Annotated in this window: 15 protein-coding genes; 13 read left to right on the forward strand and 2 right to left on the reverse strand. The window is 58.4% G+C overall.

What is annotated here, in order from left to right; translation table 11 throughout:
• The 6 genes from DevBK_RS20545 to DevBK_RS20570 are packed head-to-tail and all read left to right on the forward strand — an operon-like array spanning nucleotide 1 to nucleotide 6,197.
• The gene (locus tag DevBK_RS20545) at nucleotides 1-1,320 is read left to right on the forward strand and encodes an FAD-dependent oxidoreductase (protein WP_317186863.1); all 1,320 of its coding nucleotides are present in this window, start codon (nucleotides 1-3) and stop codon (nucleotides 1,318-1,320) included.
• Entirely contained in the window at nucleotides 1,320-2,324 is a 1,005-nt protein-coding gene (locus tag DevBK_RS20550; RefSeq protein WP_317186864.1) for an ABC transporter ATP-binding protein, read from the forward strand. Before DevBK_RS20545 ends, DevBK_RS20550 begins: the two co-directional genes overlap by 1 nt.
• Nucleotides 2,321-3,319, forward strand: coding sequence for a dipeptide ABC transporter ATP-binding protein (locus DevBK_RS20555; protein ID WP_317186865.1), 999 nt, complete (start codon nucleotides 2,321-2,323; stop codon nucleotides 3,317-3,319). The genes DevBK_RS20550 and DevBK_RS20555 overlap by 4 nt, the downstream gene beginning before the upstream one ends.
• The gene (locus DevBK_RS20560) at nucleotides 3,312-4,019 is read left to right on the forward strand and encodes an MBL fold metallo-hydrolase (RefSeq protein WP_317186866.1); all 708 of its coding nucleotides are present in this window, start codon (nucleotides 3,312-3,314) and stop codon (nucleotides 4,017-4,019) included. The genes DevBK_RS20555 and DevBK_RS20560 overlap by 8 nt, the downstream gene beginning before the upstream one ends.
• Complete coding sequence (locus DevBK_RS20565; RefSeq protein WP_317186867.1) at nucleotides 4,016-5,314, forward strand: amidohydrolase; 1,299 nt, start codon at nucleotides 4,016-4,018, stop codon at nucleotides 5,312-5,314. The genes DevBK_RS20560 and DevBK_RS20565 overlap by 4 nt, the downstream gene beginning before the upstream one ends.
• A gap of 10 nt (nucleotides 5,315-5,324) precedes the next feature.
• Nucleotides 5,325-6,197, forward strand: a complete 873-nt coding sequence (locus tag DevBK_RS20570) for an MTAP family purine nucleoside phosphorylase (protein ID WP_317186868.1) — start codon at nucleotides 5,325-5,327, stop codon at nucleotides 6,195-6,197.
• Between the two features lie 257 nt (nucleotides 6,198-6,454).
• Here the strand turns inward: DevBK_RS20570 and DevBK_RS20575 are convergent, their stop codons facing one another.
• Nucleotides 6,455-6,937, reverse strand: coding sequence for a MarR family winged helix-turn-helix transcriptional regulator (locus tag DevBK_RS20575; RefSeq protein WP_317186869.1), 483 nt, complete (start codon nucleotides 6,935-6,937; stop codon nucleotides 6,455-6,457).
• Between the two features lie 124 nt (nucleotides 6,938-7,061).
• Between DevBK_RS20575 and DevBK_RS20580 the strand changes: the two genes are divergently transcribed.
• The 4 genes from DevBK_RS20580 (at nucleotide 7,062) to DevBK_RS20595 (ending at nucleotide 10,443) form a co-directional block, all read left to right on the forward strand.
• A complete protein-coding gene (locus DevBK_RS20580; RefSeq protein WP_317186870.1) occupies nucleotides 7,062-7,937 on the forward strand; it encodes an alpha/beta hydrolase in 876 nt (291 codons plus the stop codon).
• A gap of 526 nt (nucleotides 7,938-8,463) precedes the next feature.
• Complete coding sequence (locus DevBK_RS20585; RefSeq protein ID WP_317186871.1) at nucleotides 8,464-8,781, forward strand: hypothetical protein; 318 nt, start codon at nucleotides 8,464-8,466, stop codon at nucleotides 8,779-8,781.
• Nucleotides 8,782-8,913: 132 nt separating this feature from the next.
• On the forward strand, nucleotides 8,914-9,375 hold the full coding sequence (locus DevBK_RS20590; RefSeq protein WP_317186877.1) for an Rrf2 family transcriptional regulator: 462 nt from the start codon (nucleotides 8,914-8,916) through the stop codon (nucleotides 9,373-9,375).
• Between the two features lie 561 nt (nucleotides 9,376-9,936).
• Nucleotides 9,937-10,443: a hypothetical protein gene (locus DevBK_RS20595; protein WP_317186872.1), complete on the forward strand. Its 507-nt coding sequence runs from the start codon at nucleotides 9,937-9,939 to the stop codon at nucleotides 10,441-10,443.
• A gap of 119 nt (nucleotides 10,444-10,562) precedes the next feature.
• Here the strand turns inward: DevBK_RS20595 and DevBK_RS20600 are convergent, their stop codons facing one another.
• The gene (locus tag DevBK_RS20600) at nucleotides 10,563-11,054 is read right to left on the reverse strand and encodes a hypothetical protein (protein WP_317186873.1); all 492 of its coding nucleotides are present in this window, start codon (nucleotides 11,052-11,054) and stop codon (nucleotides 10,563-10,565) included.
• Nucleotides 11,055-11,433: 379 nt separating this feature from the next.
• Between DevBK_RS20600 and DevBK_RS20605 the strand changes: the two genes are divergently transcribed.
• The 3 genes from DevBK_RS20605 (at nucleotide 11,434) to DevBK_RS20615 (ending at nucleotide 13,388) form a co-directional block, all read left to right on the forward strand.
• On the forward strand, nucleotides 11,434-11,802 hold the full coding sequence (locus DevBK_RS20605; protein ID WP_317186874.1) for a hypothetical protein: 369 nt from the start codon (nucleotides 11,434-11,436) through the stop codon (nucleotides 11,800-11,802).
• Nucleotides 11,803-11,945: 143 nt separating this feature from the next.
• Nucleotides 11,946-12,722 carry an SDR family NAD(P)-dependent oxidoreductase gene (locus tag DevBK_RS20610; protein ID WP_317186875.1) on the forward strand — a complete coding sequence of 259 codons (777 nt, stop codon included), beginning with the start codon at nucleotides 11,946-11,948 and terminating at the stop codon, nucleotides 12,720-12,722.
• Between the two features lie 9 nt (nucleotides 12,723-12,731).
• Nucleotides 12,732-13,388: a TetR family transcriptional regulator gene (locus DevBK_RS20615; protein WP_317186876.1), complete on the forward strand. Its 657-nt coding sequence runs from the start codon at nucleotides 12,732-12,734 to the stop codon at nucleotides 13,386-13,388.
• Nucleotides 13,389-13,536 lie beyond the last annotated feature (148 nt).

Here is a 13,536-nt window from a genome sequence, read left to right on the forward strand (position 1 = left end):
ATGCCTATCGCCTTTGCAATGGATGGCGAGCGCGTCTTGCAGCCTGCCCGTACCCTGGCTGTCGCGCGCAAAATTGATGTTCTCGTCGTCGGCGGCGGCACATCCGGATGCACTGCCGCCGTTTCAGCAGCACGCAACGGAGCCAGCGTTCTTATGGTGGAACGCAATGGCTTTTTGGGTGGTACGGCGACGGCGGCGATGGTCGGCGTGTTCTGCGGCGTCTATACCTGCGGCCCCGAGGCCACCCATCAGATCCTGGTCGGCGGCCTGCCAAGGGAGGTCATGAACCGGCTCGAGGCCATCGGCGGCGGCATGAAGTACCGCCACCGCTTTCAGGTGGATCACGAGATCTTCAAGGTCGTGCTCGACCGCATGGTCGAGGAAGCGGGCGTTGAGCTGCTGTTTCATGCCACGGTGGTGGAAACATTGGTCGCCGATGGCGCCGTCAAGGGCGTCGTGGTCGAGCACAAGGGCGGGCGCGAGGTCATTCTGGCTGATCGGATCGTGGATGCGTCAGGCGACGGCGATGTTGCCGCGCTGGCGGGCGCACCGTTCGAGATGGGTGACGAAGAGGGGCGTTTGCAGGCCCCCACCATGGTGTTCTACATGGGTGGGGTCGACGTCGCGTGCGCCATGGCCTTTCCCGAAAAGGACATCCGCGCGCTGCTGGTTGCCGTAAAGGAAAGCGGCGAGTTTGATTTTCCGCGCATTAGCGGCTCATTCTCGCCCGCGCCGCAGCCAGGCAAGGTGCATGTAAACATGAGCCGCGTGGCCGGCGTGAACGGTGTCGACCCCTGGAGCCTGTCGAACGGCACGCTTGAAGGTCGGCGGCAGGTGGAGGGATTTTCCCGCTTCCTCATCAAGTACGTACCCGGCTTCGAAAATGCCATTGTCGATGCAATCGCGCCGCAGTTGGGTGTAAGGGAAACGCGCCGCGTCATGGGCGAGCATGTACTGACACGGCAGAATGTGCTGGGCGCCGAAAAGTCTCCCGACGCGATCTGCCGCAGTTCCTGGCCCATTGAAGATCACAGCCAGGGCGAGACCACGATCCGCCTGCACCTGCCCGGCGATGACTATTACCACGTGCCCTATGGCTCTTTGGTACCGCTTGAAATTGACAACCTGCTACTGGCTGGGCGGTGCGTGTCGGCGACCCATGACGGGCAGGCCTCTGTTCGAGTCATGGGGCCAGGCATGGCCATGGGCGAGGCCGCGGGCTTGGCGGCGGCGATGAGCCTGCGCGCCGGTACCACCCCGCGCCACCTGCCGGTAGCCGAACTGCAGGCCGGCCTACGCCAGCAGGGAGCCCTCATCTGATGAACCAGACGCTTCCGCCCATTCTCGAGGTCCGCAACCTCAAGACCTACTTTTCCAGCGAACGCGGCGAAGTCCGTTCGGTGGACGACATCTCCTTTAGCGTCGCCAGCGGAGAAACCCTAGGGATTGTGGGAGAATCCGGATGCGGCAAGAGCGTCACCTCGCTCTCGATCATGCGGCTGATCCCCACGCCACCGGGCCGCTACGCAGGTGGTCAGATTCTGTTCGAGGGCCAAGACATTCTCGGCCTCGACAAGGCGGACATGCGTGCCCTGCGCGGCAACCGCCTGTCGATGATCTACCAAGAGCCGATGACCTCGCTCAATCCGGTCTTCACCGTCGGGGAGCAGATCGCAGAGACCATAGCCCTGCACCAGAAGCTGTCGCAAAAGGCGGCCTTCGCCAAGGCCATCGACATGCTGCGCTTGGTCAATATTTCCGAGCCTGAGCGCCGAGCAACCGAATTTCCCCATCAACTGTCCGGTGGCATGCGCCAGCGCGTCATGATCGCCATGGCCCTGTCGTGCAATCCGCGGGTGCTGATTGCGGACGAGCCGACCACCGCGCTCGATGTGACCATTCAGGCACAAATTCTCGACCTGCTGCGTCAGTTGCGCCGCGATCTAGGCATGTCGATCGTGCTGATCACTCATGACCTGGGTGTGGTGGCGGAAATGTGCGACCGGGTCGTGGTCATGTATTCAGGCAAGATCGTCGAAGTCGCCGACGTCACGACGATCTTCGATAATCCGTTGCATCCCTACACCGAAGGCCTGCTGGCTTCGATTCCGCGGCTCGACGAAGATGTCGATGAGCTTTACGCCATCGAGGGCAGCGTGCCCAATCCCCTCGACCGCCCGCCGGGCTGTGCTTTTGCCGGACGGTGCCCTTATGTCTTCCAGCGCTGTCGTGCCGAACAGCCTCCCCTTGTGGAGGTCCGTCATGGCCGGCAGGCGGCCTGCTTTCTGGCAACCGATCGGCTGCGCGAGGGGATCCCGGCATGACCAAGCCGATTCTTGAGATCCGCAATCTGGTCAAGCACTACAAGGTCAAGAAGACCAGCGTGTTCGACCGCCGCAGCGAGAAGGTCCATGCCGTGGACGGCGTTTCGCTAAAGATCGAGGCCGGCCGCACAATGGGCCTTGTGGGCGAATCGGGATGCGGGAAGTCGACCCTTGGCAAGTTGATCGTCCGCCTCGAGGACGCGACGGCGGGCGAAGTTCTCTACCACGGCGAGAACTTCCTCGCCAGCTCGGGCCAGCGCCTGCGCGATCTGCGCAAGGACCTCCAGATCATCTTCCAAGACCCCTACGCCTCGCTCAATCCCCGCATGACGGTGCAGCAGATCTTGGAAGAGCCATTCGAGATTCACTGCTCCATGGAGGGCAGCGAACGCCATGCACGAGTGCGCCAGCTGCTCGATCAGGTCGGACTGTCCTCCTCGCAAGCCGACCGGTACCCGCACGAATTTTCGGGCGGCCAGCGACAGCGCATCGGTATTGCGCGGGCCATCGCACTCAACCCAAAGCTGATCGTGTGCGACGAACCTGTTTCGGCTCTGGACGTCTCGATCCAGTCCCAGGTGCTCAATTTGCTCAAGCGCCTGCAGCGGGAGATGGGCCTGTCCTACCTTTTCATTGCCCACGGGCTGGCAGCCGTCAAACATATCTCCGACGATGTCGGGGTGATGTATCTGGGTAAGCTGGTTGAGGCGGCGCCCAAGTCGCGGCTGTTCGCGGCTCCGGCCCATCCCTACACCCAGGCCCTTATCTCGGCCATTCCCGCGCCCAATCCGCGGGTCAAGAAGCAGCGTATCGTGCTGCAGGGCGACGTGCCCTCGCCAATCCGCCCACCCGCTGGTTGCCGCTTCCATACCCGCTGCCCGCGCGCTGCCGATGTGGGTGAGGCCTGTCGAACGATCGAGCCGAAGAGCGTCGAGATTGCGCCCGGCCATAATGTTGCATGCCATCTCTACGCGGGGACAAGGTCCAATGTATGAGATCCTAATCCATGGGTTTCCAGGTAGGACTTCGCGCGGCTTTTTAGGTTGGAGCACGAGCGTCCTGTTGCACACGGCAGGCGGGCCTGTCCTCTTCGATACCGGCTCCAGCGGCGACAGGCCGGCATTGCTTGCTGCCCTCGAAAACCGGGGCGTTGCTCCTGGAGATATCGGCACCATTGTGCTTAGCCATTTACACTTCGACCACATCGCCAACGTCGAGTGCTTTCCTAATGCCGAATTGGTGCTGCACCAGACCGAGCTGATGTATTACTATGACCAGAGACTGGTCGATCTAGCACTGCCTGTGTTTCAGATCGAGGGCATGCTGGCTCGCTGCAAGCTTCAATTGATCCATGGGGAAATTGAGCTGTTCCCGGGCGTGCAACTGCTGCATACGCCCGGCCACACGACCGGCCATATTTCCTTGGCCTTGCAGTGGGCTGGTCAGACCCACATCCTGGCTCAGGACGCCATAAAGCATAGGGTTGATGCTCGAACGGGCCAGACGAGCGGAGCCCATGATACGGCGGCGGCCGTCGGTAGCATTGCTCGTATCATGGCCATGGCCGACATTATCGTGCCGGGACATGATGTCCCGCTTCGCATCAGCGATGCCGGCGTGACGCCCACCGGGCCACTGCACACCGAAATAGCCTCAACCATCGATGAAGCAGTTTTTTGTCTGGGGGCCCCATGAGAATTTTGCTGTCTAACCTATTCCTCTGCGACGGCACGCCGAACGGATTCATTGCTGATGCCGCCATCCTCATCGAGGGTAAAACCATAGTCTGGACCGGCCCTGCGAGCGAGGCGCCGGTGGCCGCCGCCGTTCGCGACCTTGCGGGCCGTGTGGTCATACCCGGCCTTATTAACACTCATGCTCATGGCGGGATGAGCGTGCAGCGTGGCTGTTGCGACAATGGGGATCTATTTGAATGGGCGCAGACAATTGCCCCATTCACCTCGGTCCTTTCGCTGGAGGATAATCGCTTTGGGTGCGAGCTGGCGGTGATGGAAATGGTGCGCAATGGCATCACTACCGCCTGCGACTGCACTCGTTTCGGCGCCGGCATATTCTCGGACGTTGCAAGCGCGATAGGCATGCGTTCGCTCAGTGGCGCTCTCGCCAATTCCCCTCAATATCGCAAGACTGGACGGGCCAACTGGCCCCTTGCAAGGGAGGAAACGGAAGGGGCCATGGCGCGGCATGCTGGCAATGGCTTGGTGCGCCACTATCTGGGTGCGCACTCCCCCTATAGCTGCACGGCAGAACTCCTCATCGAGGTCAAACAGGCGGCTGATGAATTGGGGCTGCCCTTCGTCATCCATCTTGCAGAAAGTGCCAAGGAGACCGAGATCGTTCGCGAGCGCCACGGCACGACGCCGATGCGCTGGCTGCACGGCCTAGGTCTGCTCGATGAGCGCTCAATTCTAGCACACTGCATCTGGCTCGATGACGAAGAAATAGAGCTACTTGCTGAGACCGGCGCAAGTGTTGCACATAATCCTGTGTCAAACGCCAAGCTGGCCAGTGGTATCGCGCCGATTCCGGCCATGCGCCAAGCCGGCATTGTGGTCGGCCTTGGAACCGACAGCACGGTCAGCAACAACAGTCTAGACATCTTCCAGGAGATGAAAGCATCGATATTGCTGCAACGTGCATCAAGCCTTGACGCCCATATTACCGATGCCGCCGATGCCTTCGCCATGGCAACCCGGGAGGGCGCTAGGGTCCTTGGCTGGCAAGACGCCATCGGCACACTGGTACCCGGCAAACAGGCCGATCTCGTCGTACTCGATCTCGATCATCCGCTCGGCAATACCGCGCAGCGCGTGCTTTCGGACATAGTCTACAAGGCTGGCCCCCAGCACGTGCGCGAGGTGATGGTCGCCGGCAGCACGATCTATGCGGATGGCCGCTTCAGCAACATTGATGCCGGCGCAATCTTCGCGCGCATTAAGCAACACTACGCGCATATCCCCTCAGCTTAGGATTCCTACAATGACGGATGCCCCAATTGGCCTGATTTCCAGCGCCGCCTCCGAGACACTAATGCAAGACCGGCGCACTGAAGTGGTCAAGACTCCATTTGGGGAAGCTTCGGTCCTCCTCGGGTCCATTGCAGGTCGCCCATCGGCTGTGGTCCTGCGCTACAGCGCCAACCTTACGGTGCCAAGCCATAAGATCAACTATCGCGCCAATATCTGGGCATTGCGCGAGCTCGGTGTTGAATCGATCATTTCTCAAAACGCGATAGGCTCGGTCAATCCGGCGATCCGGCCCGGGGATATCGTGATCTCGGACGACTTCCTTGATCGCACAAAGGACCGACCGCAGTCCTTGTTCGACGATTGGGACTGCTGGGTACGCGTCGACTTCACCGATCCGTTCTGCCCACGGTTGCGCAACAATCTCATCACTTCTGCCACCAAGTTCTCCAACAGAGTTATTGAACGCGGCGTATTCGTCTGTGCCGAAGGTCCCCGTTTTGAAACTCCTGCAGAAATTCGCAGTTTCCAGCGCGAAGGGGGAGACATTGTTGGCACGCCGCTGGTGCCTGAAGTCGTGTTCGCGCGCGAGGCAGAGATGTGCTTTGCATCGATCGCTCCAGTTATAAATTTTGGCTCTGGGATGGCGCCAGCTGTAGTTCACTTTGGCCCCGGCAGCATGAATGACGCCTATTACCGCGAAGGTCTGCATGACTTGATCGAAAAGACCCTGATCGACGCTATCGGCACGATCTCCCACGAGCGAACCTGCAACTGCAGAAACGCACTAGTAGGTGGGTTTCATGGTGCCCCCCCCCCGTGGCTGAGATCTAAAAACGTTTTGAACTCCACGGCACCTGCAGATATTTTCGCAACGATCAAATAATTACCGCGATTTCAGTTATTAAGGCACTGCGACTTTAATGACGATCTACGAAAAAATTTGACAAGCAGACCAATTTCTCAAGAACAGAATTTGGTCTGCTTAAATAAAATTTGCTCAACACATTTGGATCATTTTATCTCTAAATCCTCGTAGATGGCAAAATTCTCGATGGCGGCGCGTCGCGTCTCAAGCGCTAATGCAGGTCAATACGGCGATCAACCTCGACGTCTGGTCCTATGTCGCGTTCTATACGCGGCTCATTCCGTCGTGCTGGCGATCCAACCAGGCGTGTCGATTTGCAACGGCGCTTCGCCAACCAGTTCGGCCAGTTGCCGTTCCATCCAGTCCAATTCATTGCCGCCGATCTGCTTGGCCCATTTGTCGCGCAAGGCATCGAAAATCAGTTCGCCCTTGCGGATGACCGCAAAACCCAGGGGGGTCACGATCAATCGCTTACGCCGGGAATCGGACAGGTCAACCTGCCGGGTGATGTAGCCGCGGTCCAGTAGGGTCTTGATGGTTTTGGCAGCAGCCTGCTTGGAGACCGACAATCTGCGGCTCAGTTCAGAGGCGCTGTCCGTTCCGTCGGCAATCGCCTGCATGGCGAACTCGTGCACGGGCCTGAAATCGTGGATGCCGGACGCTTCGAGATCAGCGATCGCGGCGTCAACAAGGGCGCGATAGCTGCCGATGAGGAGCTGCGCCAGATGAACGCCATTGCCAGTCTTACTCTTGGTCATTTGCCCATTCTAGGCGCAGCGCGCTGATCCGACAACCAAATTGACGACTTATGGACAACCTGGTTGACTTAGCGTCAACCTTGTTGATAGTCAACCATATTGTCTATTTTACTCGGAGATCATGATGCCTGCTATCCCTGCAACCATTCCCGACGTTGAGCACGCTACCCTCAGCCAGAACGGCCAGGACCTGCACTATGTGACGGCCGGCGAGACCGGGACCCCGATCCTGCTGGTGCACGGTTTTCCTGAATCCTGGTGGGCGTTCCACAAGCTCATGCCCCTGCTGAAGCGCAATCATAGGGTCATCGCTGTCGACCTGCCCGGCTTTGGCGATTCAAGCACGGGGGCGGATGTCTATACCTGCGCCAGCATTGCCGAGGCGCTGGCCGATCTCATTGCCCATCTCGATCTTGGACCCGTGCATCTGAGCGGACAGGACATTGGTGGCACGCCGGCCTTTCGGCTGGCAGCCTCCCATCCGAACTTGGTTCGCAGCTTTACTGCCATCGAAACGGCCTTACCCGGCTTTGGCTTCGAGAAATTTGCCGACGTCGCCCATGGTGGCATGTGGCATGTCGGGTTCCTCGCGGCACAGGGCATCCCCGAGATGCTGCTGCAGGGCCGTATGCGGCAATTCCTTACCGACTATGCACATCCAGTCATGAACGGCACGCCAGGCGCCATAGATGCGCGGGACGTGGCTGAGTTCGAGCGGGTCTTCTCGCGCGCTGGCGGGTTGCGCGCCACCAATGGCGTTTATGCCGCCCTTCTGACCGAAGGCGTCGAAATCCGCGCCCTGGTGGCCGACCATAAGCTGAGCTTGCCGGTTTTGGCGGTCGATGCCGGCAGCGGCCCGTTCACCAGCCGCACGATGGCCCAAGTGGCAGACAACGTCTCTGTCGTCACGCTCGAGGGTGTCGGCCACCTTGTCGCCATGGAAGCACCGGAGGCACTGGCAGAGGCCATGCTGGCATTTTATCTCGAACTCGACGCCTGAGGCACCGATATGGGGTCGGCATCCCTGCCGGCTCCCACCACACTGAGGCAGACAGCACTACTGTTTTCGGCAGACTGATCGAGCTCTGCAGGCGTGAAGAAACTTCCCAGTAAACCGTACTGTCAGTCACGACATACAGACTATGAGCACGGCTGAAAATCGCAGGGCGAGTGATCAGAGACGCAACCCCCACGTTTCGTCTCGACGCAGCGTCGAAATTTCGAAGCCAGTTTGCATCGGAAAAGGTGTGCGTCGGGCGGCAAGTGGACTGGCGCCGTGCACGACTTTTGCCACTTTCTCGCCACTAGAGAAGCTCACAGAATCGAAGAGCTAATGACCGAAATGGGGTCGGTTACAGCCAGCCCATGGTGGCAAGCGGAGCCAGTCCGCATCCGGGCGTTGGACCTCAGTTGCTGCAGTTTAGTTGTCACCAAAACAAAATCGAACATTCGAACTCGCTGGCTCAACGGTCCAGGTGACCAGCGATGGTTGATCCTATGATAGCATGAAGGTAAACCGATAAAAAATGTCCGAGCTTAACAACCAAGATCAGCGGCCTGATGCGTCGCCTTCGCCGACACGGCATACGTTAGCCATGTCCGGAGGTGGGCGAGCTTGGTTCCGAATTACGCGCTGGTGGGTCGCAAACGTTCCGCTCGGTGCCATGCTGGTGCGGCTTCGCACCATGGTCCGTCGCCGGGAAAGCTGGCTGGTGCTCCTGGCGGTCATCGCGGGTGCCCTGGCGGGTCTGATGGTGCTGATCCTGCGTGAACTTGCCTACAGGCTGCAGCAGTTGCTGTATAACTTGGGACCGAACCAACGCCTGAGCGCCTTGGACCAATAGCCTTTCGACGCTGCTTTTATCCCCGCATTGGGCGGCATCGTCCTGGGTGCGATGGCCTTGCTGCGTCGCCCACGCAAGTCGCGCTATGTCGATCTGGTGGAAGCCAATGCCTTGCATGGCGGGAGGCTCTCCATGCTCGATAGTCTGATCATTACCGGACAAACGCTGTTGCACATGGCTCGCCACGATGGCTCATTCACGTCCGACCAAATTGCGCAAATGCTCGGCACAAACAGTGCAGTGGTGCGTCGGAGTCTGGCTGGGCTGCGGGAAGCGGGTTTGGTTCGGGCGGTAAAAGGCCATCATGGCGGATGGCGAATAGGGCGTGAGCTTTCCGAGATAACCCTGTTCGATGTTCACCGTTCGATCGGATCCGAACGCCTTTTTACTATCGGCAGCGACAACGATCATCCGCAGTGCGCTGTGGAGGCGGTCGTCAACAAAGCCTTAGCTGACACGCTGGTTGATGCCGAGAGACAATTGATGGCGCGTTTCTCTCAGGTGACACTGGAACAATTGTCGCTGGAATTTGACGCTAGATGCATAGTCTCTGGGTGGGACGCCGACCACCCCATTCCTAGCAGCAAAATGTAAACTGCGAACGACATTAGTTTCGGCAGCTTTTGAGAGCTGTCAAAGACTAGTTAATTGGCCGGAATGGGGTCGGTATTTCCCGTTTTGAGGTGGCCTGCAGACGGTCCGCTCTTAAATGTGTTTGATCAAAAGGCAGACAGTGAGGCTGGATGCCGAGACTCTGAGCAAGATACAGGTTGCTATCGACGCTATCCGCGACAACCTACAAAAGGGAGACTAGCCGACTGCCGGCCCTGCCAAACAACTTGACTACAAAGCCACACCGAATAGATTTTGATTGTCGAAAATGGTAGACCGGTTTTGGTGAGCCCCGGTCAGCTTCGCTCAAGGAAGCCTAAATCCAGCCCCTAGGCCGCGGACCACGACGAAGGCGGACGTGTGCCGTTTTTGTCGAGGTCATCGGGGCGAGGTTCATGGTGGGCTTGCCATTTTTGAACTCCGGACCTCTGCGATTTCTGCCCGTGTCCTTTGCCGCGCCACGGCCAAATGACGTTGGAAATCTGCGATATGCGAAACAGTGATCAATCTGTTGCCACCTCTCCGTTTGCGAGAGGTCAGTTCATGCTGACTGCCGTATCACAATCACCTGAGCTTCAGACACGAATCGGCGCTGCCTTCTCGTGCTTTGGCTGGGTCATGCTGTTTGTGGGTACAGGGCTGGGTTCAGCGCAAATTGGAAGTCTCTTCGGGCTCGTCTATCACTTGTCGCTCGCTCCGGTGGTCGCGAACCTGAGAGCGCCATCCTGGGCAACAATGGCCGGCTTTGTCTGGATATACAGCGACGCTGTTCTCGATGTCGCCAGACTCAACAACCTCGATGAGGAAATCATTTGGGCGTTTCGTCTTGGCATCCACGTCGCGGCGGCCATCTGGATCATCGGTACATCGCTAAATATGCCGCTTAGGATGAAACTTCCTGGCATCCTGCTAGGCTCTTATTTAGCCCTTCACGCAGTGCTTTCCCCATACCTGCCGGATTCCGAACTGGTCCTGGGGGTGACGGCCATCCCGCTCATGGTGATCTGGCTTCTGACAATCGCCTGCAGCTACTCGCATACAAAGTTCTGATCAAAATTGGCGTGGCCTTGAAGGGCCACGCCGAGTAACTTGGCGCGGATCGCACGGCCAGTAGATGCCGGCAACATGGAGAAGAGCGCCATCAATCCAGATGTTTCAAAACTCTTGGGTCAGGATGCGAGATTTGCACTCATCAAGAAATGATATGATAGCGCAAGGAGCCAGGCAGACATAGCTGGCACTACACCGACCCCGAGGATAGCCTTGGAATTTTTCACGTCCGCAAGGAATGTGGCATGGACCGCAAGAAAGAGGCCGAGCGGAATTCCGATCCATAGTGCAACTCCACCAAGACCCCATGAGACGCCGCAAATCCAGATAGCGGCAAACAGATGAACGCCCATCCGCAGTGCCCACACCGTTTTTTCACCGATGTGGTTGATGGACACCATGTCCACTAGTGCATCCATGAAGAGCCAGAGATAGCCAGCAAATTTAACTTCTGGCCCGCCTGGCAGGTGGTCAACCAGCGGGATGAGGGCAAGGTGATAGACAAGGCCGGCAACGTCCCCGGCGAAGAGGCTCCGGTGCTTAAGGCCAAACATTGAGAGCCAGCCGATCAAAGAGATGATCGGGAGAGCGGCGAGCAGTCCGATAGTCATGATGTTATCCTTCAACGCGGCGCCTTGGCGCCATTTCAAGAAGGGCGTCTCCGGGCAGCCGTGTCCTGCGAAGGAATAGTCGCATGCAGTTCAACGGTGCATGCGAAACGCCTGCTACCGTCGAGGTCCGCGGCCCCGATATATGGGATGGAAAGTCCCTGCCTTAGCCAGCAGGGCGACCGGGGCTCACCAATCCGGTCCACCATTTTCGACAAAGCATGTCTATGATCAGGGTTCAACACAGTCAAGCTCGATTGGATCACTCTGAATCTGGGTGAGGCCTGCTGCGGCGGCACCATGGTTACCATCGAGACCTTCGCTGCATGGTGCCAACCTCGAGCGCCGCCGACCGGGCGTCCTACAAACCGGGAGACCGTTCATGACCCGGCATGAGCTGATAACCCACCAGACCGAGACACCGTCATCTCGGCCTGCCGACAATCTCGCGCTGGTCGATGGTCGGATCGGCATCCCCCCTCGCTCGGCTACATCTGCCAAGGAAAGTGCAGCTCCAAAGGCCTTTTTATCGCACCACGCGCGTCAGACCTGGCCTCGTCACCGCAGGTTCAAGCTTGTCCCTCAACCGGCCAAATCCAGAAAAACCCATAGCGCCCAGACCGTGGCTCGCGAGTTCGGTCTTACCGGACTTTCAGGCGCCTATCGGCAGCCGAAACTCTTCAAGAAAGCAGTCTGGCAGCTTTCAGCTTTGCGACCGATGAAAGCGGAACTCTTTCAAGCCACAGCTTGAGCTTAAGGCGCTCCTGGCGGTCAATGTTGGCACCGCCCACGCTCGCTCTCATCCAGTGGGTGCTTTGCGTCTCATGCGCAAAGAAGCTTGAATATGACCGGCGTTCATTTATATCTGACTGGCGGTCATTATGGAGAACAGTTATGGTTTCAGGCAAGTGGGCTTTGGTTACCGGTGCGTCCGGCGGAATGGGAGCCGAGTTCGCCTCGTTGTTGGCAGAACGTGGGTTCAATCTTGTTCTGGCCGCGCGAAGCTTCGGACGTTTGGAAACGATCGCGACAAATCTGCGGCGCTTTGGCGTGCGCATTCATGTTGAACAGTCGGACCTTACCCAAGACGGCTCTGCAGCTTCGCTCGTTGAGGCAATCCGCATCCGAGATATTAAGTTAGATGTTCTCATCAATAACGCCGGACAAGGTCTGCATGGCGCCTTTATCGATCAGTCCGGCGATTCAATCGATCGAATGCTGCACCTCAACATTGCGAGCTTGACTACTCTCACTCACACCATCGCGTCAGACATGGCGGACCGCCGTTGCGGGCACATCTTGCTTGTGGCCAGCCTCACCGCTTTCATGCCATGCCCTACCTATGCGGCCTATGCTGCGACCAAGGCTTATGTTCGCAACTTTGGGGAGGCGCTCCATGCCGAAATGGCGCCGCGCAACGTGGTCGTAACCGTGCTATCACCCGGCCTCATGGATACGGGCTTCTTGAGTGCCTCTGGACAGGCGCCAAGCAAGTCGATGAAGCGCGCGATGACATCACCGAGAGAGGCCGCCGAGACTGGACTTAAAGCGCTCTTTGCAGGGCGGCAGACCGTTGTTGCGGGTTCAATGAACAAGGTTGCGGCAGTTGCATCGCGTTTGCTTCCGCGAGGGATGCAGACGCGGATCGCCGCCGCTGCATTGAAGGGGTAAGCAGGACAAATGGTCAGGTACGCACAGGCCGAACAGGACAAAGAGGCGCGCCGGGACGATATTCTCGGCGCCGCGTTGGCCCTGTTTTTGGAAGATACGCGGCGCCTTCCAGCTGTCGCGGCCATAGCGGCGCAGGCCGGACTAGCGAAAGGTACTGTGTATCTATATTTCAAGACCAAAGAGCAGATCTTCGCAGCATTGCTATCTCGCGAGTGGGATGCTCTTCTTGCCAAGATCGAGGAGAACTTTGCCGCTTCTACCGGACCCAAGGAGGCTGTAGTCGGTCGGTTCATCGACGGCTTTGTTGCCTTCCTTGCCTCCCATTCCTATTTTCTGCGGCTGGACTCGCTCGGTTACGGTCACTTGGAAGCCAATCTCCCGCCAGATGAATTTTGGCGCTTTAAACAGTCGTTCTCCTTGGCGCTCAATAGGGCTGGGCAAGCCGTGGATCGCGCATTGCTGATCCCTCCTGGTGATGGTCTTGCGTTGCTCCTTCGAAGTTACGCGCTGACCAGAGGGTTGTATCAGACACTCGATTTCCCCGATCGCGTGCGCGGCGATAACCGCTTCCATGATCATCCGTTAGCTCGGATCGATTTCGATGTGGAGCTGCAAACTGCCCTTCTGCAGTATTGGCGTGGCGCTCTCGGTGACCTTTCAGAATAGGGTCGTCTGACCTTTTTAGCATGCCGGGTGATGGGGTGGACGCCCCCCCGGCGGCATCGATGTGCCAAAGTGGAGGTGTGAACACACCACTTGAGGAGGCGCCCATGTCGGAAGTTACCACAATCGGTCTGGATATCGCGAAGAACGT

This window comes from Devosia sp. BK (assembly GCF_032907385.1).
Taxonomy (GTDB): Bacteria; Pseudomonadota; Alphaproteobacteria; order Rhizobiales; family Devosiaceae; genus Devosia.